22 protein-coding genes are annotated in these 22,467 nt (G+C 49.5%); 3 read left to right on the forward strand and 19 right to left on the reverse strand.

Going from position 1 to position 22,467, the window contains the following annotated elements; genetic code table 11:
* Positions 1 to 4: 4 nt before the first annotated feature.
* Both ACJAYR_RS02830 and ACJAYR_RS02835 read left to right on the forward strand, forming a co-directional pair.
* Positions 5 to 589 carry a septation protein A gene (locus ACJAYR_RS02830; protein ID WP_415235195.1) on the forward strand — a complete coding sequence of 195 codons (585 nt, stop codon included), beginning with the start codon at positions 5 to 7 and terminating at the stop codon, positions 587 to 589.
* On the forward strand, positions 586 to 1,428 hold the full coding sequence (locus ACJAYR_RS02835; protein WP_415235196.1) for a heme-dependent oxidative N-demethylase family protein: 843 nt from the start codon (positions 586 to 588) through the stop codon (positions 1,426 to 1,428). Before ACJAYR_RS02830 ends, ACJAYR_RS02835 begins: the two co-directional genes overlap by 4 nt.
* Before the next feature lie 11 nt (positions 1,429 to 1,439).
* Here the strand turns inward: ACJAYR_RS02835 and ACJAYR_RS02840 are convergent, their stop codons facing one another.
* From ACJAYR_RS02840 to ACJAYR_RS02930, 19 genes are all read right to left on the reverse strand, one after another.
* A complete protein-coding gene (locus tag ACJAYR_RS02840; protein ID WP_415235197.1) occupies positions 1,440 to 2,210 on the reverse strand; it encodes a DUF4197 domain-containing protein in 771 nt (256 codons plus the stop codon).
* 8 nt (positions 2,211 to 2,218) lie between these two features.
* On the reverse strand, positions 2,219 to 2,782 hold the full coding sequence (locus ACJAYR_RS02845; protein WP_415235198.1) for an NUDIX domain-containing protein: 564 nt from the start codon (positions 2,780 to 2,782) through the stop codon (positions 2,219 to 2,221).
* A gap of 45 nt (positions 2,783 to 2,827) precedes the next feature.
* A complete protein-coding gene (locus tag ACJAYR_RS02850) occupies positions 2,828 to 3,016 on the reverse strand; it encodes a hypothetical protein (RefSeq protein WP_169544138.1) in 189 nt (62 codons plus the stop codon).
* Between the two features lie 55 nt (positions 3,017 to 3,071).
* On the reverse strand, positions 3,072 to 4,460 hold the full coding sequence (gene ccmI / locus ACJAYR_RS02855; protein WP_415235199.1) for a c-type cytochrome biogenesis protein CcmI: 1,389 nt from the start codon (positions 4,458 to 4,460) through the stop codon (positions 3,072 to 3,074).
* Entirely contained in the window at positions 4,457 to 4,948 is a 492-nt protein-coding gene (locus ACJAYR_RS02860; protein WP_415235200.1) for a cytochrome c-type biogenesis protein CcmH, read from the reverse strand. The genes ccmI and ACJAYR_RS02860 overlap by 4 nt, the downstream gene beginning before the upstream one ends.
* A complete protein-coding gene (locus tag ACJAYR_RS02865; RefSeq protein ID WP_415235201.1) occupies positions 4,945 to 5,481 on the reverse strand; it encodes a DsbE family thiol:disulfide interchange protein in 537 nt (178 codons plus the stop codon). The genes ACJAYR_RS02860 and ACJAYR_RS02865 overlap by 4 nt, the downstream gene beginning before the upstream one ends.
* Position 5,482: 1 nt before the next feature.
* On the reverse strand, positions 5,483 to 7,477 hold the full coding sequence (locus ACJAYR_RS02870; RefSeq protein WP_415235202.1) for a heme lyase CcmF/NrfE family subunit: 1,995 nt from the start codon (positions 7,475 to 7,477) through the stop codon (positions 5,483 to 5,485).
* The gene (gene ccmE, locus ACJAYR_RS02875; RefSeq protein WP_415235203.1) at positions 7,477 to 7,929 is read right to left on the reverse strand and encodes a cytochrome c maturation protein CcmE; all 453 of its coding nucleotides are present in this window, start codon (positions 7,927 to 7,929) and stop codon (positions 7,477 to 7,479) included. Before ccmE ends, ACJAYR_RS02870 begins: the two co-directional genes overlap by 1 nt.
* Positions 7,926 to 8,123 carry a heme exporter protein CcmD gene (gene ccmD, locus ACJAYR_RS02880; protein WP_415235204.1) on the reverse strand — a complete coding sequence of 66 codons (198 nt, stop codon included), beginning with the start codon at positions 8,121 to 8,123 and terminating at the stop codon, positions 7,926 to 7,928. The genes ccmE and ccmD overlap by 4 nt, the downstream gene beginning before the upstream one ends.
* Before the next feature lie 117 nt (positions 8,124 to 8,240).
* Positions 8,241 to 8,972, reverse strand: coding sequence for a heme ABC transporter permease (locus ACJAYR_RS02885; RefSeq protein WP_169544131.1), 732 nt, complete (start codon positions 8,970 to 8,972; stop codon positions 8,241 to 8,243).
* A 41-nt stretch (positions 8,973 to 9,013) separates the two neighbouring features.
* A complete protein-coding gene (gene ccmB / locus ACJAYR_RS02890) occupies positions 9,014 to 9,679 on the reverse strand; it encodes a heme exporter protein CcmB (protein WP_169544130.1) in 666 nt (221 codons plus the stop codon).
* Positions 9,676 to 10,302, reverse strand: coding sequence for a heme ABC exporter ATP-binding protein CcmA (gene ccmA / locus ACJAYR_RS02895; RefSeq protein WP_415235205.1), 627 nt, complete (start codon positions 10,300 to 10,302; stop codon positions 9,676 to 9,678). The genes ccmB and ccmA overlap by 4 nt, the downstream gene beginning before the upstream one ends.
* A 116-nt stretch (positions 10,303 to 10,418) precedes the next feature.
* Positions 10,419 to 11,666, reverse strand: coding sequence for a phenylacetate--CoA ligase family protein (locus ACJAYR_RS02900; RefSeq protein WP_415235206.1), 1,248 nt, complete (start codon positions 11,664 to 11,666; stop codon positions 10,419 to 10,421).
* 42 nt (positions 11,667 to 11,708) lie between these two features.
* On the reverse strand, positions 11,709 to 12,524 hold the full coding sequence (locus ACJAYR_RS02905) for an ABC transporter ATP-binding protein (RefSeq protein ID WP_415235207.1): 816 nt from the start codon (positions 12,522 to 12,524) through the stop codon (positions 11,709 to 11,711).
* Positions 12,525 to 12,558: 34 nt separating this feature from the next.
* Positions 12,559 to 13,875 (reverse strand): ABC transporter substrate-binding protein, encoded by a 1,317-nt coding sequence (locus ACJAYR_RS02910; RefSeq protein WP_415235208.1) that lies wholly within the window; start codon positions 13,873 to 13,875, stop codon positions 12,559 to 12,561.
* Positions 13,876 to 13,990: 115 nt separating this feature from the next.
* Complete coding sequence (locus tag ACJAYR_RS02915) at positions 13,991 to 15,076, reverse strand: branched-chain amino acid ABC transporter permease (protein ID WP_415235209.1); 1,086 nt, start codon at positions 15,074 to 15,076, stop codon at positions 13,991 to 13,993.
* 5 nt (positions 15,077 to 15,081) lie between these two features.
* On the reverse strand, positions 15,082 to 15,987 hold the full coding sequence (locus ACJAYR_RS02920) for a branched-chain amino acid ABC transporter permease (protein WP_415235210.1): 906 nt from the start codon (positions 15,985 to 15,987) through the stop codon (positions 15,082 to 15,084).
* A gap of 21 nt (positions 15,988 to 16,008) precedes the next feature.
* Complete coding sequence (locus tag ACJAYR_RS02925; RefSeq protein WP_169544123.1) at positions 16,009 to 16,800, reverse strand: ABC transporter ATP-binding protein; 792 nt, start codon at positions 16,798 to 16,800, stop codon at positions 16,009 to 16,011.
* A gap of 20 nt (positions 16,801 to 16,820) precedes the next feature.
* Positions 16,821 to 18,776: an AMP-binding protein gene (locus tag ACJAYR_RS02930; RefSeq protein WP_415235211.1), complete on the reverse strand. Its 1,956-nt coding sequence runs from the start codon at positions 18,774 to 18,776 to the stop codon at positions 16,821 to 16,823.
* 887 nt (positions 18,777 to 19,663) lie between these two features.
* Between ACJAYR_RS02930 and acnA the strand changes: the two genes are divergently transcribed.
* A complete protein-coding gene (acnA, locus tag ACJAYR_RS02935) occupies positions 19,664 to 22,357 on the forward strand; it encodes an aconitate hydratase AcnA (RefSeq protein ID WP_415235212.1) in 2,694 nt (897 codons plus the stop codon).
* Positions 22,358 to 22,467 lie beyond the last annotated feature (110 nt).

Raw genomic sequence — 22,467 nt, forward strand, 5'->3', positions numbered from 1 at the left:
CAGCATGTCGACACGAAAAATGCATCAAGGCGTTAAGACCGCAACCGAAATGGGACCTATTCTGGTCTTTTTTGGCTTTTATTATCTTTATGACCTGATCACAGCCACCGCCGCCATTATGGTGACAACGATCGTCGCCCTGGCTGTTTCCTATTATTATGAACGGAAATTACCGGCCATGCCGTTGATCACGGCCATTGTCGTGATGGTTTTTGGCGGACTGACCCTATATCTGAATGATGAAACCTTCATCAAACTTAAACCGACAATTATCTATGCATTATTCGCCGTCACTCTGGGTGCCGGACTGGTGCTTGGCAAGTCTTTTGTAAAAATTCTGTTCTCGAATTTCTGGGATTTGACAGATGAAGGCTGGAAGAAACTGACCGTTCGGTTGATGCTGTTCTTTATCGGCATGGCCCTAGCCAACGAGTTTATCTGGCGCAATTTCTCTACAGAACTCTGGGTAAATGCCAAAGTATTCGGGTTTACAATTGCAACCTTCGTTTTCTTTATGTCTCAGGTTCCGCTGATTACCCGTCACGGTAAGGCACCGGATGAAGAAACGGACCCCCGTGATCCCGAATGAGTTTGCCATACTTTCCCATAGAGAACGCTGATTTTCAGCACTCCATGGGGTTGTCAGCCCTGAAAGAAAGCTGGCTGGAAGTCGACGAGAATTATCTATCCCAAACGGCGCAGAAGCGTGATCTTTTAACCAACCAACGATCTCATGTTCTAGCGACCCTGCCCGGCAGCGAAAACGGCCAGAGCCGTATTCTCGATCTTGTTCGGAAAGAACTGGATATCAACCATCCGACTGTGGTTCAGCCACCCGCCTATAAACTAGCCGGCCCGCTCGCCGAAGCGGCAAGCCTTGTTCAGGAAGACCTTGTCCTGATGCAGGAGGTCGGTGGTGTTTTTAAACTAACCGCTGCCTGTGTCTGTTTTCCCTCTGGCTGGGATTTGACCGAAAAAGTCGGTCACGCCATTTCCGACATCCACATTCCGGTTCCGGACCTGAATAACAGGATTGGCCCCTCTATCGATCGATTTTTTTCTCACCTCAATCCCCGAAAAAAAGTTCAGCGGTTCAATTGGGGCCTGTTTGATGACGACGCCCTTTTTCAGCCCGGATCTCATGAAAACCGTCAGATAGGACACGATAAGGTCACTGAACAAACCATCGGCGATGCCCTGTTTTTCAGGGTTGAAAAACAAACTTTGCAGCGCCTCCCTGAAAACCGGGACACCCTGTTCAGCATCCGTATCTTCAACACGCCCTTATCTGAGGTTGTCAGCGATCAAGGCCGGACAGCGCGGCTACTACACGCGCTGACGACAATGGACGCGCCCATAAGGCGCTATAAGGCCGTTGCCCGCTATGAAGAACTTCTGATGGCCTATCTTAGAAAGCACGCAGGCTAACACTCAGTGGCCTAGCGGCCAAAAACAGACTGCAATATTTCTGTTGTCCGTTTTACCGGATTATTCCGAATGGCCGCCTCTTCTTTCGCCAGATAATGGAACAATCCTTCAAGTGCAAGATCGGTCGCATGTTCCGTTAAGTCCGACTGAATATTGGGGACCAGAGGAATTTGTTTATACTCACTGATCAGCGCATCATAGGCTTTTAGCGCGCCGACATCCTGCAAAGACTGTTCGATCACCGGACGAACGGTCTCTTTCAAATCTGCTGTTGCGACCTTCCGAAAATATTGTGTCGCCGCGTCATCTGCCCCTTTATAGATTTCTTCCGCATCCTTCAGGGTCATGTCGTTGATCGCCTTGACGATCAGTTCTTTTGTTTTAGGGGCCGCGGCTTCTGCGCCTTTATTCAAACGCGCCTCCACATCATCGGCCATGGCAGACAATCCAAATTTACGCAAATATTTTTGTGCCTGCTGCATCTTTTCAGGAAGCGGGATGTGAATAGCGGGATCCTGATTATACCCACCCTCCGCTCCGATTTGTCCAACAACAGTGTCAGTGCCGACTTTAAGGGCTTCTTTTAGCCCCTTAATGATCTCGGACGAGCTGAGACCGTTCAATGAAGAACCGCTGCTGCTGTCACTACTGCCCTCTGCTCCTTCAACGGATTTTTTCAAGGCCCCTTTCATATCATCCAAGAAGCTGGCCTGACTTATCAACGGAAAAGATCCGATCAGCATTACCGTACAAAAACCTGTTGCCCAAACCCATTTTTTCATATTCAGCCTTACCTTTTCATAATCTCAAACGAGGTTTTCAGCAATTCTCCCTCGGCGTTTCCAAAGGGAACAAAACGGTCCTGATCGCGCACATCCCTGAAATGATGCAAAGCCCAATAAACTGTGGGGAACGCAAGTTCATCCCATGGAATTTCATCCCAGCTGAACAGAGCGACTTCCAGCGATTCTTCACCCGCTGAAAATTCTGGCCTATCGAGAACAGCCCGATACATGATTTGCACCTGACTAATATGGGTTACGTTATAAATACCCAGTAAATCCAGAATACGGATATCCGCGTTGGCCTCTTCATAGGCTTCTCGGCGGGCGCCCTCTTCTGTGGTTTCTTTCTGCTCCATATACCCTGCGGGCAACGTCCAATATCCCTTGCGTGGGTGGATCGCCCGCTTGCAGAGCAGAAAGCGGTCTTCATGGGTAACAACAGAACCCACCACAACCTTCGGATTTTCATAATGGACCCAACCACAATCCGTGCAAACATGGCGTTCCAGGCTGTCCCCGTCAGGAACTTCTTTCTTGAAACCATAATCTGTTGGATCTGTTGACGTCATCGCGGCCTCTTTGGTTGCACAAAAGGCAGACCGATTGGTGGTCAGCTAAACTCGAATATCGATCTGTCGGCCAATGCCGTTAAAGGTCATATCCGGGCGCTGTTCTTTTTGAAGCGACGGTTTACTTGCTTCTTTAACAGCCTCAACCCTGTCCATATTCGGTTGAGTGTGCCCCCCAGCTGCACGTCCTGACAAGCTGACATTACTAGAAAGTGTCCCTGAGATTTTGACCATGTGCCTTCTGACCTAATAAAGCGGATATTCTATCCGTAATCTAAGGGTAGCAATTCTACTGCTTTTGGGGAAGAGCATTGATGGCTTTGGTTACATTTTGATAAAGCTGGCTATCGGCTGGCGCCAACAATTTCAAGCGTTTCCAATAATCCAGTGCGGCCTCATTATTCCCCTTCTGCGCTTCGACAATACCGAGATACCAAAGGGCCTCCGGTGCATTTTTGTCCAACGTTAGCACCTTTTCAAACAAGGTAATGGCGGCAGGAGGCGGCGGCGCCCCTTTTCCGGCAGCCTGCGTCAGAGCAAACGCCTGAAGATTGAGAGGATTGGGATCATTTGGCGCCAAAGTCGCAGCCCGACCATAGGCGGCCGCTGATTTTTCATGCTGGCCTAATGTTCCATAGACATTGCCAAGCCGCATCAGACCTGCAAAATCAGGCGCTTCGTCCATCCGTTCGGCTAGGCGAGCCACCATATTTTGTATCATCTCCTGTCGGTCTTCTGCAGACATATCCGCAGCTGCCTGAATATCCTGCTCACTCGGGCTTGGCATTTCCTCTGCAGTGGCAGCCGCCATTACGTCTTTGGAGGCAAGTAATGCACTGACATCCTGCCCCAGATTTTCAGCAACCTCGGTAATTCTGCCGTGCAGAATTCTCATATAAGGAGCCGTTGCATCGCTTTCCTCATACAGGGCGGCCCAGCGATCCAATGCCGCTTTTTCCTGCCCGTTCTGAGCATCCTTCAACGCCAGATAATATCGGGCACCGGCATGGGAAGGGTCCACTTTGGCGGCCGCTTCAAATGCTTTTGCTGCATCATCGGAAATCACACCATCGGCCTTAAAGTAAAAATTTTCGCCGGCGCCGACATACAGATCAGCATCATCAGGCGCAATTTTCGTTGCCTGCAAAAAGGTTTCAGCCGCTTCTTGATAACGTTCCATCCGCGAAAGAGTCCGGGCAAGCAAAATCCAGCCATCCAGATTTTCTGGTTGTTCCTGTAGCCGTTCTGCCAGTTTCTGGACCAACGTGTTTAGATTGCTGCCCGCAAGATCCTGCTTTTCTGCCGCAATATCCCGCTCAGCGAGGGGCTTCGATGGCAGATCAGGGTTACCTAACAGACCATATAAGATAAAGGCCGCCACGGGGGTACTAAGTAACAATATCCCTGCAATCAGAGGAGATCCGGATTTAGACGCATCGGCGGACCCATCGGCTGAAAGCTTTAACATGCGCCGCTGGATTTCAATCTTAGTCGCTTCTGCTTCGGCTTCTTTCAGTACGCCGCGTTCAATGTCCGCGTCCAGCTCATTCAGTTGCTGACGATAAACAGACATGCCCCCTTCATTCCGGCCAATTGTCCGGACAGAGCGAAATAAAAGAGGATACGCAAGAATAAAAATCGCAGGCAAACAGATAAGCGACAGTATGAACCACGTCACGATGATGATCCTTCTTCTTCCTTCAGAAGCTTATCAAATGCTTCTTTCTCACTTTGGCTAAGCGGCGCGGCTTTGTCGTTGGTCGATGGGGAAACAGACCTTCTTCTGAGAAAAAGAACGGTCGCAATGCCCGCGATCAAAAAAACAAACAAAGGGCCCACCCAAAGGATAAATGTGGTCATTTTAAAAGGTGGATTTAGCAGCACCCAATCACCATACCGATCCACAAGAAACTGACGCACATCCTCGTCACTATCACCCGCGGCCACTCTCTCTCGCACAATACCCCGAAGGTCTTTGGCAAGGTCGGCATTGCTGTCCATAATGGACTGGTTCTGGCAGACCAGACACCGAATATCTTCCGCAATATCGCGGGCGCGTTTTTCAGCTGCAGAATCGGGCAAACGTTCTTCAACAAAGACTGCCTGACCAACGGCCGGGAAAAACAGGGTCATCAGGATCAATAGCCGTACTAGTCCGGTTCTCATGACCCGTTAGCCCCTTTTAGTCGCGGAAGGATCCGATTGTTCAAATCATCTTCAGTGATCGGACCAATTATCTTATCCAAGATGGTTCCGTCCGGGCTCATGATAAAGGTTTCAGGCACTCCATACACACCAAAGTTGATGCCAACCCGGCCGTTCAGATCCATTCCCGTCCGCGTATAAGGATTGCCGTGTTTTGTAAGCCATTTTTGGGCGGCATCCGGTTTATCCTTGTAATTCAGCCCAAAAATTTCAACGGCCCCTTTTTCTTTCAGGGCCATCAAGGTTGGATGCTCTGCAAGACAGGCCACGCACCAGGAGGCAAAAACATTAAGCAACGTTATCTTTCCCTCTTTCAAATGGGCCGTTTCCAAAGGCAAGCCATATCCGGGAACGGGCGTCAAACTGAATTCAGGGGCCGGCTTACTGACAAGCTCGGACGGGATTTCCTTTGGATCAAGAAAAAACAAAGCATATGCCATTACAGCTGCAATAAGAGCAAACGTCACGACAGGCGCCAAAAAACCAAACCGCATACTAGGATACCCCTGCTACTGGCTGGTCTGTTGCAGCCTGCTTCGTTTTCTTACGGGCGGCACCAATGCGAAAACGTCGATCGCTCAGGCTAAAGCCGCCACCAATAAACATGACAATGGCACCAATCCAGATCCAGGATATAAACGGCTTATGATAAATACGGGTCGCATACCCTCCCTTACCATCAGACTCGCCCACAACCGCATACAGGTCTGCCGTTAGCATCGGCCAGATAGCCGCTTCTGTTGTCTCCATAGGCGGGTTTGTATACTGGCGCTGCTCTGGATTGAGAACCACGACTTCCCGCCCGTTCTTTGACACGGTGAAAGTCCCTTCAAGATAGGTATAGTTAGGTCCGGTCTTATCGGATGCACCGTCAAAACGGAAATCATACCCACCAACGGTGGCAACTTCACCCGGCCGCATCACTTCCAGCCGCTCGCTTTGCCAGGCTTCTGACGCGGTTATCCCGAGGATAACCAAAGAAACACCTAAATGCGCCAGCATCATGCCATGGGCACTTCGAGGCAGATTGACCATCCGCTTCCAACTGTTCCTCAGCGGGATTCTGAACAACTTGAACCTGTCTGTCCATTCCAGAAGAGTACCGACAAACAACCATCCGAACAAACCCATCCCGACAAAGGCAAGAATGGGACCATCTTCGGCTATCCACCAACTTATGCCGACAATGGCTACAACCGCAAAAAGTGCAAATTTCAGGCGGGACAAGACCCCTACCAGATCCGCCCGTTTCCAGGGGAGCAAAGGTCCAATGGCAACGGCGACAACCAATGGCATCGCCAGTGGTAAAAAGGTTGCGTTGAAATACGGCGGTCCAACAGACACTTTTGCACCACTAAACGCATCCAGAAAAATAGGATACAGGGTTCCCAGCAACACAGTCGCAGCCGCTGTTGATAGCAGAAGGTTATTCAACACAAGCGCCCCTTCACGACTGACAGGCGAGAATAGACCGCCCCCTTTCATCGAAGGTGCCCGAACGCCGTATAAAAGAAGAGAGCCGCCAATGATGACAATCAAAAAGCAGAGGATGAAAATCCCACGTTCCGGGTCCGTGGCGAATGCATGAACAGAATTCAAAACACCCGAACGCACCAGGAAGGTTCCCAAAAGAGAAAGACTGAAAGCAATAATGGCGAGCAGAATTGTCCAGTTCCGCAATGTGTCCCGTTTTTCAACAACGATGGCAGAATGCAGAAGCGCCGTAGCCGCAAGCCATGGCATGAAAGACGCATTTTCGACCGGGTCCCAGAACCACCAGCCACCCCAGCCCAGTTCATAGTAAGCCCACCAGGAGCCCAAGGCGATACCGATTGTCAGAAACGCCCATGCCGCCAGCGTCCACGGACGAACCCAACGGGCCCAAGCCGGATCAACTTTTCCCTCAATCAAAGCTGCTATGGCAAATGAAAATGTCACAGACAGACCAACATATCCCAAATACAGAAATGGCGGATGAAAAGCGAGGCCCGGATCCTGAAGCAAGGGGTTCAGCCCTTGGCCGTCGAAGGGCGCGGGGTCAATTCTCTCGAACGGGTTGGAGGTAAAGATAATAAAGAGCAGGAACCCGACACCGACAAGCCCCTGAATGGACAAGACACGCGCCTTCAGGCTGCCGGGGAGGTTTTTACCAAACGCCGAAACGGCAAAACCAAACAGCGCCAAAATCCAGACCCATAAAAGAAGCGATCCTTCATGATTTCCCCAAACGCCACTGATTTTATACAACATTGGTTTCAGAGAATGAGAATTTTTCACGACATTCAGGACAGAGAAATCACTGGATACATACGCTACTGTCAGGGCGATGAAGGCAACTGATGCGGCAAGGAATTGAACAAGCGCCGCCGAGTCAGCGAAGGCCATCATCGGGCCGTTCTGTCGCGCGGCACCGATAAGAGGTACAGTTGATTGCAAAATAGCAACCACAAGCGCCAAAATCAGAGTGAATTGTCCAATTTCTGCTGTCATCAGTCTGTCGCCTTTGGATCAGTTTCAGGCTGCCATTGTCCAGCTTTCTTCAAGCTTTCAGCGACTTCTGGCGGCATATAATTTTCGTCATGCTTGGCCAGCACGTTCGATGCAATAAAGACGCCTTCATCATCCAGCTGGCCTTCTGCGACAACGCCTTGTCCTTCACGGAACAAGTCAGGGACAAGCCCCCGAAATCTTACAGGCACCGTTTCGGCCATATCCGTAACAACAAATCGAATTTCAACGCCTTCTTTGACAACGCTGCCCTCTTCAACCAACCCTCCTAACCGAAAGTTACGCCCCGCGGGGACAGGCTCTTCAGCCAAATCAGAAGGGCTTCTGAAAAACACCAAACTATCTTCAAAAGACATTAGGACGAGGGTCGCGGCCAAACCCAAAACGGCAAGACCGGCCGTCAGGAAATAGAGGCGCCGGCGTTTTCTTGTCATGACTGAATACTTTCGTTACGCACCATTTTGTTGCGCCGTTTTTGCCGCTCTGCGTCAAACGGCGCCAATTCGTTTTCAACCTTGCGAAGGCGACGAACACTTTGGAAGGCAAGCAACCCCAAAACAGCTGCAGAAATACCATATGACGGCCAGATAAAAGCGGCATACCCACCCATATTCAAAAACTCTTCCATAGTCTCAAACGCTCCTGCTAATCTGCGTTCTTACATGTGCCAGAAATATAATCAATTTCCCGCAATTTTCCACTCTAACTCCACCCCGATGCGTCACAATGACGCGAACCGGTGCCGTCAATCCTGTGCGGCGTTCACCCGCAGAATTCTTAACCGTCGGCTTAAAATCTCTGTCTTCACCCGAATAATGAACAAACTCACAAACAACGTTGTATAGGCCGCGGCCATAATAAGCAGTGGCGTCAGGATAGAACTGTGAATTTTCGGCCCTTCCATCGTCGCGACACTGGCAGGCTGATGCAGGGTGTTCCACCAATCAACCGAGAATTTGATAATAGGAATATTGATGGCACCAATCAGCACAAGAATGGCAGCCGCTTTCGCGGCCTTGCCCGGCTCATCGAAACTTTCCCAAATGGCCATATAGCCTAAATACAGGAAAAACAGAATGAGCATACTGGTCAGGCGCGCATCCCAAACCCAATAGGTTCCCCACATTGGCTGCCCCCACAGGGCGCCTGTCACAAGGGCCAGAAACGTAAAACTCGCCCCAATAGGGGCCGCCGCTTTCGCCGACAAATCGGCGACCGGATGTTTCCAGATCCACCCAACAGCAGATGAAACGGCCATCATGGTATAAACACTCATCGCCATCCACGCCGCGGGGACATGGACAAACATGATACGGACAGTATCGCCCTGCTGATAATCTTCAGGAGACAGAAAAAGAGAATAGTAAAGACCAATCCCTAAAAGCAGAACCGTCAGGCCGGTTGCCCAGGGAAATATAACAGACGCCAACTTTAGAAAACGCGTGGGATTGGCAAACCGATGAAGGTCAACAGCCATTCCAAACTCCTTGTATTAACTTCGTTCTCATCCTGTTCTTTCTATTCTACAGCAAGCCTCAAGCCAGCCGCCGCCCCTAAGGGACATACCACCAAAGCCCCAAGCGAGAGCCCGGACAACAACAATAAATGAGGCGCGACCGGTAACAAGGCAACCGCCGCCTCTACGGCCGCAACACCAAAGATTAAAACCGGTATATACAGGGGCAATACCAACAACGATAAAAGCACCCCACCGCGACGCATCCCAACCGTAAGGGCCGCCCCAACTGATCCTATCAGACTGAGAACGGGTGATCCCACAAATAATGCCAAAACCATAACAGGCAAGCTATCCGCCGGCATATTAAAGGATATGGCAAGAACCGGTGTGATTACAATCAATGGCAGCACCGAGGTAATCCAGTGGGCCAAAACCTTCGCCAGAACCATCATTTCTACGGGAAGCGTTCCTACCATTAGTTGATCAAGTGACCCATCCTCATAGTCAGCCTGAAACATCCGGTCCAATGTCAAAAGGCAAGAGAGCAAGGCACCAACCCATAAAACCCCGGGTCCAATCCGTGCCAGAACAGAAAGTTCAGGCCCGACACCCAAGGGGAAAAGCGTCACTGCGATTACAAAAAAAGACAAGGTCATGGTCAGGGCACTGCCTTGCCGGGCCGCCAAACTAAAATCCCGCTTAAAGACGCAGAGGAAACTATTCATGACACGGCACCTTTGGCTGCATCCAGATTAAGCGTTTCAAGGGACGGGATCCCGATTTCCTGATGGGTGGCCAATAAGGCCATTCCACCCGCCGAGACATGAGCCTCAAGGACATGAGTGAAAAGCTCGATATAGTGAACGTCTAGGGAACTTAAGGGCTCATCAAGAAGCCATAAGGGGGCGGGACTGGCAATCAGGCGTGCCAGGTTCGTCCGCTTTTTTTGGCCTGCCGATAAAATACGGGCTGGTGTGTCGCGAAGCCTTTGTAGATCAAAGGCGTCCATCGCAGCGTCAACTGCGGCGCGACCACCCGCGTGAAAGCGCGACCAGAAGTCGAGATTTTCATAAACGGTAAAAACCGGTTTTAAAGGTTCCTGATGACCCAGAAAGTGAAATTGGCCAACAAAACTATCAGGTTCTTCGCGGACATTCTGGTCGTTCCAGAAAATGTCGCCTTCGACAGGGCGTAATAGACCGGCAATCATCCGCAACAAAGAAGACTTGCCTGCACCGTTTTTTCCCTTGATCCACATAACCGATCCGGGGGAGAGCGAAAAGCCGAGTTCCCGAAATATCAAGCGATCCTGACGAATACAACTCAGGTTTTTAACATGCAGGGTCATCAGAAAACGGACTATCCAAGATCATTACAAATAAAAAGGGGTCCATTCACTGACTACAGGAATGTTCCCCTTCTCGCAACCTTTGCTGATGCGACGAATAGTCTCGTAGAGCTGTGTTATTCATAGCTCCGCGCGTCGTCAATCACTTTTCCATCATTTGGAAGCGATCCTGGCGCAACGAATTCCACTCCGCCCCGCACTTTACACAGGCTTTGAACGGACTCCTCAATCGCCGATTTCAGCGGATCATTTCCTTTTTCAACTTCGCATTGAAGGGTCATCGCATCGACATTGTCATGGCTGGTGATCACCAGGCGAACCTTTTTGATCTCGCTATGGCGTTTCTGAACATCAACAACTTGGCCGGGATGAACAAACATGCCCTTCACCTTAGCGGTCTGGTCAGCGCGTCCCATCCACCCCTTGATCCGGGGACCTGTGCGGCCACAGGCGCTGCCATCCGGCAAAAACGCAGACATATCGCCCGTACCAAAACGGATCAGCGGATAAGTTTTATTAAAGCTGGTGACAACAACCTCACCAACTTCACCCGGATCAACAGGATCGCCTGTACCGGGCCGGACAATCTCGACAAAAACGCCTTCATCGATTGTCATGCCTTCCATGGCTTCTGTTTCATATGCAATCAGACCAAGATCGGCTGTCCCATATGACTGGATCACCAGGTCAATCCCCAGATCCTGCAGTGCCGTTCGTAACGAAGGTGGTAACGCCTCCCCACCAACACTGGCAACCTTGATGGACGACATGTCGGCGCCAGCTTCCCTGCCTTTTTCAAGCAGGATCTTCAAGAAGGACGGTGTCCCGACATAGGCCCGTGGTTTCAGGGTTGCCACTGCCTGAATTTGCATCTCCGTATTCCCAATTCCGGCGGGGAAAACAGGGCAGCCAACAGCATGGGCTCCGCTTTCCATCATGTGACCGGCTGGGGTCATGTGGTAGGAAAACGTATTGTAAACCAGATCTCCCGGGCGGAAGCCGGCGGCCCACATGGCACGCCCCATCCGAAAGTAATCCTTTGTCCGCTGCCCAGGCTCAAAAATCGGGCCGGGCGACATGAACACATTCGCCACTTCTCGGATCGGCTCAGCGTTCAAACCACCCAAAGGCGGATTGGATGTCTGATATCCGATCAGGTCCGCTTTCCGGGTCACTGGCAATTTGGCTAACGCATCCCGAGAGGTGATCGACGAAGGGTCGACATCTTTCAGGATCTCACCAAAATAATCAGAATTGGCTTTCGCGTGCGCGATCTGCGCTTGCAACGCCTGAAACTGTTCTTTTTCACGAACGGCTCCCTCGCGGGTTTCAAGTTCGTCATAATATTTGCCAGTACCGGTCATAGAACTACTATTTCTTTATTGAGAGATTTGGAAAAATCAGGATTAAGCGAGCCAACGCTTACGCCGCCGATAATGCTTCACATCTTTAAAGCTCTTCCGGCCATCGCCTCCCAAACCAAGATAGAATTCCTTCACATCTTCGTTGTTTGACAAATCAGATGCGGCGCCATCCATGACCACCCGGCCATTTTCGAGAATATAGCCATAGTGGGCGTATTTCAGTGCGATTGTGGCGTTCTGCTCGGCGACGAGAAAACTCACGCCGGTTTCTTCGTTCAAACGCTTCACAATTTCAAAAATTTCTTCCACCAGCTGAGGCGCCAGCCCCATTGATGGCTCATCCAGAAGGATCAGTTTTGGTTTGGCCATCAAGGCCCGGCCCACAGCCACCATCTGCTGTTCACCACCAGAAACATAACCGGCCTGTGAAGTCCGGCGCTCTCTTAGACGCGGGAAATAGTGATACACTTTTTCCAGCTCTTCATTAATGACAGCTCGGCCGCCCTTACGGGTATAGGCGCCTGTCAAAAGATTTTCTTCAACGGTCAGATGTTCAAAACAGTGACGGCCTTCCATCACCTGAACAACACCCTCGGTTACCAACTCAGCCGGTGATTTTTGCGTAATATCCCGACCTTCATACTCAATGGTGCCTTTCGTAACCTCCCCGCGCTCAGAGCGGAGGAGGTTCGAAATGGCTTTCAAAGAGGTAGTCTTGCCAGCACCGTTGGCACCCAGAATGGAGACAATGCTCCCATCCGGAACCTCCAGCGAGACCCCTTTCAAGACAAGGATAACATGGTCATAAATGACCTCGATATTATTGACCCTAAGAAGGGGATTGCTTGTCGCATTCATAAGCAAGACTCTCTCTTTAAAACTTAGTCAGACCTTAGCCGCAAGAAACAGCATCAAGACCTTTTTCTTTCAGGTATTTTTCAGCAGACTCTTTCATCGCAGGGATGATCATGTCTTCCATTGGTGTCAAAGTGTCAGACACTTTCTTCCAATTCTTACCGTCCCACTGCTGAATGTAGAAAGAACCACCACCGATATGGTCAGCGCAGTTCGGTTTCAGAGTTGGAGCCATGCCTTTTACACCGAGCTCTTCGGCAAGCGCATCGTCCAGAACGATATTTTCAAGACCCCAACGAAGGTCTTCAGAAGAAATCGCTTTCTTACCGGTTTTTTCCTGAGCTTTCAGGATACCAGCGTGAATAACGACCTGTGTCAGAACCGCACGATTGTACAGAGCCTGACCCACATTTTCTTCACCCTTGCCGTTTCCTTTTGCATAAACGTGCTTCATGATTTCCTGGATAACCGGGAAGTCTTTGCCCGCAGCGCCGAAAGCCGCACTTTTGTAGCCGATTGCCGCATCACCAGCTGGAACTGTGTCCTGCTCAGCACCGGCCCACCAGTTACCAATGAATTTCTCAGCTGGAAACTTGATTTTGGCAGCTTCTTTAATCGCTGTCTGGTTCATAACACCCCAGCCCCACATGACAATATAGTCAGGCTTCGCACGGCGGATCTGCAACCAAGTTGCTTTCTGTTCAAGACCTGGGAATACGACAGGGTATTCTTTCAGTTTGAAACCGAATTTTTCGGACAGTGATCTAAAGATAGGAATGGATTCTTTACCATACGCGATATCAAGATAAACGAGAGCAATCGTTTTATCTTTCATCTTGTCCAGTCCGCCTTCTTCTTTACCCATATATTTCATAATACCGGTGGCCTGGCCCCAGTAGTTTGTCATAAGTGGGAAAACATACGGGAATGCTGTACCAACACCAGCATCCGCACGACCATAACCCATTGTCAACAGTGGGATTTTGTCCGTCCGTGTACGGTCAGCCAAAGCATATGTTACGCCTGTTGAATATGGCTGATAGACAAGACCACCACCATTTTTATTCTTTGTCCGCTCGTAACATTCCACACCACGGTCTGTGTTGTAGCCGAACTCGCATTCTTCAACGAGAACCTTGGCGCCACCGACGCCACCATCGCGTTCGTTAATCATAGCCCAGTAATCAACAGCACCGTTCGCTGTTGGAATTCCGCCTGGGGCAAATGGGCCCGTACGATAAACCAACTTTGGAAGATACAGTGTATCTTCTGCCAGTGCCGGCGCAGGGGCCGCAAATGGTGCCGCAACAACAGCTGCTCCCAAAGCACCAAGTACAAATTTCTTCAAACTCATATCTTTCCTCCCAGAATTTCTCTTGTTGTTTGTTACGGCGTAAGCCGCCAAGAGATAAATTTTCCATCGCTTATAAAAAGCGTCCAGACAACTCTGGCCGCCTTTTGGCAACAGATCAATATGGAAATGGCCAGGATCTCAGTTTTTCCTTACCAATGGTCCATAATCTTGCCAGTCCATGAGGCTCGACGATCAAGAAGAAAATGATCAGAATGCCAAATACCATGAACTCCAAATGCGCCACCATATCAACGCCGATTTCCAGGCCGATCATAGGCGGCACGTTATTCAGGAAAATAGGCAGGAGCAGAATAAAGGCCGCTCCGATAAATGACCCAAGAATACTGCCCATACCACCGATAATCACCATAAAGAGAATGGCAAAAGAACGGTTAATGCCGAAGGCTTCAGGCTCCACTGTTCCCAGATGAACAAACGCCCACAGAGCGCCTGCAACACCACAGAAGAAAGAGCTGACCGCAAAGGCAGACAGTTTCGTTTGCAACGGTTTAAAGCCGATGATTTCCGCCGCAATATCCATATCCCGGATCGCCATCCAACCGCGGCCAATATGGCTTCGCACCAGATTTTTGGCTGCCATCGCAAGAACAGCAACAAATCCGAGCGTAAACAGGTATTTTTCTGCAGGCGTTTCGAAGACATACCCCATGACGTTCAATGGAGGCGCTGTGATAACACCGGACGGGCTATAATTTGTAAACCAGCCCACTTTAATGAACAGCCATTCAATAAAGAACTGAGCCGCCAACGTTGCCACAGCCAGATAGAAGCCCTTAATACGAAGGCTTGGAATACCAAACATGATACCAACAAGCGCTGCAACCACCCCTGAAAGGAGGATCGTAATAATAAGCGGCAACGTACCTTCGATACTACCGATTGTGATTGTAAATGTGGCAAATTTGTAAGCGGCAAAGGCCCCTACTGCCATAAAGCCACCGGTCCCCAAAGAAATCTGACCCGCATAGCCTGTCAGGATATTCAAACCGATCGCGGCCAGGGCCAGGATCAAAAAGGGAGTCATAATCGCGCCGATGAAATAATCACCTGCAAAGAGGGGAATACCGACAAATGCGATCAAAAGGATGAAGGCGATACCGATCCGATCCTGAAGGATCGGAAAAACGGCCTGGTCTTCTTTATAAGAGGACTTGAACTGTCCTGCTTCACGATAAAACATTCTGCCTAAACCCTCTCAATAATCTTTTCGCCAAACAGGCCTTGTGGACGGAAAAGAAGAAAGACTAGCGCCAGCATATAGGCAAACCAGTTTTCAATGGCGCCACCAACAAAGGGGCCAAGATAAATTTCTGCAAGTTTTTCACCTGCACCAATAATCAATCCGCCTAAAATCGCACCGGGGATGGAGGTAAAACCACCCAGCATCAAAACCGGCAATGCTTTTAGCGCAATGAGACTTAAGCTAAACTGAACACCCAGCTTCGATCCCCACATAATCCCGGCAACCAGACCGACAAGACCCGCGACAGACCAAACAATAATCCAGATATTACGCAGTGAAATACCCACTGACATCGCCGCTTGGTGATCGTCGGCCACCGCACGCAGCGCCCGGCCAATTCGGGTTTTGTTAAAGAAGATGGCAAGCGCCAGAACCATTGCACCAGCGGTTAGACCGGCAACAAGTTCAAGCTCATCAATAAAAATACCGCCGAAGTCGATTGAACCGTTTGGCAGGCCGATATCCAGCGTCTTGATATCACTTCCCCAAATCGTCTGGCCGAAACCATCAATGAAAAATGTAATACCAATGGTCGCCATGAACAGAATAATCGGTTCCTGATTGACCAGCTTGCCCAAGACAAACTTTTCAACACACCAGGCCAACAGGACCATTACAGCGACCGTCAGAACGAACGCGATGGTCCAATGAACCCCGAGCATTTCCTGAATACCAACAAGGCTCAAGGCTGCGAACAGCATCATGGCGCCTTGTGCAAAGTTAAACACGCCAGACGCTTTAAAAATCAAAACAAAGCCAAGGGCGACAAGTGAGTAAAGTGTTCCGGTCAATAATCCGCTGAAAAGAACTTCCAGGAAAAACAGAACATCATCATTAAAAAATTCCATAAGTGTGCTCCTGCTTCCTGATTAGTGACCGCCGCCGAGATAGGCGTCGATAACATTTTGGTTGGCGCGAACTTCTTCCGGGACACCGTCTCCGATTTTCCCGCCATAATCCAAAACCATAACCCGATCGGAAATATCCATAACAACACCCATATCATGCTCAATGAGGCAGATTGTGGTGCCAAACTCGTCGTTCACATCCAGAATAAACCGGCACATATCTTCTTTTTCTTCCAGGTTCATTCCTGCCATCGGTTCATCAAGAAGAAGAAGTTCTGGTTCTGCCGCGAGGGCACGACCAAGTTCCACACGCTTCTGCAAACCATAGGGCAGACGCCCAACAGGCGTTTTGCGGATCGCTTCAATTTCCAGAAAATCGATAATATCCTCGACAAAGCGACGATGCTTCATTTCTTCTTTTTCAGCACGTCCCCACCAGATCATGGAGCTCAACAGGCTGGATTTCATTTTCAGGTTGCGACCTGTCATGATGTTGTCCAGCGTCGACATCCCTTTAAAAAGTGCCACATTCTGAAAGGTCCGCCCGATCCCCTGAGCCGCGGCTTCATGCGGCTTCATCGCGCTTCGTTTCTGGCCTTTATAGGTAATTGTGCCCTGTTGCGGGTGATAGAAACCGTTGATGCAGTTCAGCATCGACGTTTTGCCCGCTCCATTTGGTCCAATGATCGCGCGGATCTCGCCTTTTCTGATATCAAAACTAACATCGGAAATGGCACGCACTGCACCGAAGGACAGGCTAATATCCTCTACCGACAGAAGGACATCACCAATTTGTCTTCCTTGTTCTTCCATAACAATACAGTCCCTGAAATTTACGAGGCGGCGCGCATGGCCGGATAGGTTTCCACATTCTGGACTCGGATATCCGCTTTCAGAACCCCTTTACGACCATCTTCAAAGGTCATCTGAGATTCAATATGAACCTCGCTGACATCCGAGAACAGCGCATCAATAAGGGGACCATACCGCTCAGCGATAATCCGACGCCGAACCTTACGGGTCCGGGTCAATTCTCCATCATCAGCATCCAGTGCTTTAGGCAATATGAGGAAACGACTGATCTGGGCACCGGCAAGTTCACTGTCGATCGCAAGATCCCGGTTCACTTCTTCAATATTTTCCTTGATCATCGCGTAGACTTCTTCGCGGTTGGCAAGGTCCATGTAGCTGGCATATGAAATACCGCGACGTTCCGCCCAGTTGCCAACAGCTTCCAAATCAATATTGATGAAAGTGGTTACCGTGTCCTTGTCCGCACCGTGGCAGACAGCTTCTGAAATGGCTGGGAAAAACTTGAGTTTGTTTTCAAGATACTGAGGGGCAAACAATGTGCCATCCTGCAGCTTTCCAACATCCTTCGCCCGGTCAATAATTTTCAACTGACCGTCATCCGTCATGATACCGGCATCACCTGTGTGAACCCAACCATCGTCCGTTTTCGTCTCTTTGGTGGCTTCATCATTTTTATAATAACCAACAAAGCTGCCCGGACTTTTATACAGAACCTCACCGGAAACCTCATCCAGCTTGATTTCACATCCAGGGGCTGGCGGCCCAACCGTATCAGGTCGTACATCGTTATCGCTTTGAATGCAGACATACGCACAGCTTTCCGTCTGACCGTAAAGCTGCTTAAGATTGATACCCAGTGACCGATAGAATTTGAAAACTTCCGGTCCCATCGGCGCACCCGCTGTATAGGCAACGCGGATCTGACTGAAGCCGAGTGTATTTTTAAGCGGCCCATAAACCAGAAAATCACCAGCGGCATATAGAAGGCGGTTCATCAGAGAGACCGGTTTTCCTTCCAGAATCTGAACGCCACATTTCTTGGCAACGCCAATGAAATAATGGAACATCTTCTGCTTGATCGCGCTGGCATCCTCGATGCGGATCATCATTTGAGTCAACATGTTTTCAAACACCGCAGGCGGTGCGAAATAATATGTTGGGCCAACTTCCCGAAGGTCTGTCAACACTGTCTCAGCATTTTCAGGGCAATTGACTGAGAAACCAGCGTGGGTCGCCTGCGAGTAAGAAAACAAGTGATCGCCCACCCAAGCCATCGGCAGGTAGGACAGAACCTTGTCTTTCTCTGTCAGGTTTTCAAATTCAACAGAAAGGGCGCCAGCCTGAACCATGTTATCAAAACTCAGCATCACGCCTTTAGGCCGGCCCGTCGTTCCTGATGTATAAAGCAGGGTTGCAATATCCGAACCAACGCCTTTTTCCGTCTCAGCATCATAAAAAGCCGGGTTTTTCTTATCAAAATCCCGCCCCAGATCCTGCACGTCCGTATAAGAGCGCAGATTTTCCTGTTTGTAATGACGCATGCCGCGCGTTTCTTTGTAAATGACCTGCTCAATCGCCGGACACTGATCCAGAATAGACAAAATCTTGTCCACCTGCTCCTGATCTTCGGCGACGACCATTTTTACACCGGAATGTTCAAGCACATACTGAATTTCATCGGCAACACCATCCTGATAGATGGGAACCGGCAAGGCACCAATGGCCTGTGCGGCTGCGAACACCCAGTATAGCTGCGGACGATTGGACCCAAGAATGGCAACAGCATCGCCGCGCTTAATGCCCAATTCGACCATACCAAGACCCAAAGCCCGGGAGTTGTCATAGACATCCTTCCAGCTATAGGTTTGCCAGATGCCGAATTCTTTTTCACGATAAGCTGGCACGGTTGGGCGTTGCTCGGCATTGCGCCGCAAGAGTTTTGGAAAGGTGTCTAAACCCTGGTCTTTGTTTGTCATAGGCTCCCTGATTCCTTAACAAAAAAGATTTCAAATCATTTTTTATTTAGCTCAGGAGGAGTAGGCCCCGCGGCATCACTTGATGCAAAAAAACACCACGCCCACGCATACAACGCTGACGGTGCGGACAGTTCCTCCCAGAACCGATATGGTTTTTATCATGTTGTTTTTTGGCTTCTTGATGAACCTTACCAACGTCAATAGTCGAACCGCCTCACCATCGTCAAGAGAAAAACTATAAAAATTGGTAAATTCAAGGATATTTGTTGGTTTTATCAAAAAAAATAGAAATATTAAAAAAAAACAAGCGTTTGTATTAGAAGTAATGTTCAGACATACACTAACTAAAAAGTAAAATAATAATACATACGTACTGAATTTAAACTATATAGATTATCTTTAACTCTACAAAAACGTATATCCGTATAAATTTATTAATGGTTTTACTTTAAATAGACAGACATTTGATTTGTATTATTTTTTGCCGAGCACCAATTTGAACGCTCGTTAGTTTAAGCGGTGGATAACAGTATTACGACGCAGGTGCGAAAAGCGTTCAAAACAGTCCAGATCCGGCATTTTGAACAGAAATGTCGGCCCACCGACTATTTTTTTCCGAATCTTATAATTGAGGACCAGCTTTCCGAAACATTCTCTTCGCTTACCTTTCAACAGCAACTGTCCACGCTTCGAAAAAATAACAAAGAAAGTGGTAAAATGAACGGAGCCGATATAAGAATAGAGACCTAAATCATGAGATTCTTACCTTTTGGTCTTGAGTATCTTTGAAAATTAAGGCACATACGGGCCGAAAGATTACGGGTGCCAACTCAATCACTTTAATATCTGGCACCTTCCCGTTCCCATTCTGAGCAAGGAGCGAAGCGTTGACAACAACTGGTCACGATAGCCTCAATACACGTCGCACACTCGATGTCGACGGCAAGAAAATCGACTATTACAGCATTCCTGCTGCTGAAGAAGCTGGTCTGGGCGATTTATCCCGCCTTCCGTTCTCGTTAAAGGTCCTACTGGAAAACCTGCTACGCCATGAAGACAGCCGCACTGTTACATCAGAAGATGTCAGCGCGTTGGCTGGTTGGCTGAAAGAGAAAAAAGCAGACCGTGAGATTGCTTACCGTCCTGCCCGCGTACTTATGCAAGACTTTACAGGCGTTCCTGCCGTTGTTGACTTGGCCGCGATGCGCGATGCCATGGTCAAACTGGGCGGCGATCCGGAAAAAATCAACCCACTTGCACAGTGTGATCTGGTCATCGACCACTCAGTGATGGTTGATAAAGCAGGCTCGCAAAGCGCTTTCAAACAAAATGTTGACCTCGAAATGGAACGGAACGGTGAACGCTATTCTTTCCTTCGCTGGGGTCAAAAAGCATTTGATAACTTCCGTGTTGTTCCTCCTGGAACAGGGATCTGCCATCAGGTAAATCTGGAATATCTTGCGCAGACTGTCTGGACAACAAAAGACCAGAACGGTAACGAAGTCGCTTATCCGGATACACTGGTTGGTACAGACAGCCACACAACAATGGTCAACGGCATGGCCGTTCTTGGCTGGGGTGTTGGTGGTATTGAAGCCGAAGCGGTTATGCTGGGTCAGCCGATCTCCATGCTGGTTCCAGAAGTTGTCGGCTTTAAACTGACTGGAAAGCTGAAAGAAGGCACCACCGCAACTGACCTGGTTTTGACCATCACTCAGATGCTTCGCGCCCAAGGCGTTGTTGGTAAGTTCGTTGAATTCTATGGTCCAGGCCTGGATGAACTGGCACTTGCCGACCGGGCAACTATTTCAAACATGGCACCTGAATACGGGGCAACCTGTGGCTTCTTCCCAATCGATGCGGAAACAATCAACTTCCTGAATTTCACAGCCCGTGATCCGGAACGTGTTAAACTGGTTGAAGCCTATGCAAAAGCACAAGGCATGTGGCGCGACGCCAATACACCTGATCCAGAGTTTACAACGACACTGGAACTGGATATTTCAACAGTTGTTCCAAGTCTGGCCGGACCGAAACGTCCACAGGACCGCGTCTTGCTGACAGATGCCGCTTCGTCTTTCAAAACAGCCCTGCCGGTTCTTTCTGGCAACGAAGCTGGAATTGAAAAGAAAGTGCCTGTTAAAGGAACGGATTACAGCATTGGGAGTGGCGACGTCATTATTGCCGCCATTACGTCCTGCACAAATACATCCAATCCAAGCGTCATGCTGGCTGCGGGTCTGGTTGCCAGAAACGCCATTGCAAAAGGCCTGACTGTTAAACCCTGGGTCAAAACATCTTTGGCTCCTGGCTCAAAAGTGGTCACGGATTATCTAAATCGGGCTGGACTTCAGGACGATCTCGATACACTCGGCTTTAACCTGGTAGGGTATGGCTGTACAACTTGTATCGGTAACTCTGGACCGGTCGCAGAGCCAATTGCAGAGGCCATCACCGAAGGTGAACTGGTTGCGTGTTCTGTCCTTTCAGGAAACCGAAACTTTGAAGGCCGGGTAAGCCCACATGCAAAAGCCAACTATCTGGCCTCACCGCCTCTTGTTGTTGCGTATGCGATTGCCGGTTCGCTGAATATTGACATTACAAAAGAAGCACTTGGCGAAGATAAAGACGGGAACCCGGTTTATCTGAAAGACATCTGGCCAACAAATCAGGAAGTTCAGGAAACCGTTCAGTCGGCCCTGACCCGCGATATGTTTGTTGCTCAGTATAGTGATGTCTTTGCAGGCGACGCCGAATGGCAGAGCATTAAAACAGCTGAGGGCCAGACATATACATGGGACAGCGGTTCAACCTATGTTCAGCATCCACCGTATTTTGAGGGAATGAAGAAAGAGCCAGGCGATTTCTCAGACATCAACGGCGCGCGTGTTCTTGCGTTGCTCGGCGATTCTGTGACAACCGACCATATTTCACCTGCCGGTGCGATTAAAGCGGACAGCCCTGCGGGTGACTACCTGAACGATCATCAGGTCCCTGTCAAAGACTTCAACTCTTTTGGCTCGCGTCGTGGTAACCACGAAGTGATGATGCGCGGTACTTTCGCTAACATCCGCCTGCGGAACGAAGTTGCCCCTGGCACTGAAGGCGGTGTAACCCGTCACATGCCTGACGGCACTCAGCAGTGGATCTATGATGCCTCCATGCAATACCAGAAAGATGGTGTTCCGCTGGTGGTGTTTGCTGGTAAAGAATATGGTACAGGCTCAAGCCGTGACTGGGCTGCCAAAGGAACGCGGTTGCTCGGCATTAAAGCCGTTGTTGCCGAGAGCTTTGAGCGGATTCACCGGTCCAACCTCGTTGGCATGGGTATTCTGCCCCTCCAGTTCCCGGAAGGTGTGACCCGCAAAACGCTCAATCTGGATGGTTCTGAAAAAGTTGATATCACTGGTATCGCTGATGGAATCAAACCACGGATGGCCGTTCCTTGCACCATCACTCGCGCAGATGGTTCCGTTGAAAAACTGGAACTGCTCTGCCGGATCGATACCGTGGACGAAGTCGACTACTATCGACATGAAGGTATTCTGCAATATGTTCTGCGGAAACTGTCAGCGTCCTAATCGGGCTTGCATCTTTATAATTAAAACGGCGGTCCTCGGGCCGCCGTTTTTTTTGTTCACCGAAGCTTGAATTGCCAGTGAACACAGTTCCGCTTATTGTCGAGAGCATG

Source organism: Sneathiella sp., from assembly GCF_047631475.1.
In the GTDB taxonomy this organism is placed as follows: domain Bacteria; phylum Pseudomonadota; class Alphaproteobacteria; order Sneathiellales; family Sneathiellaceae; genus Sneathiella.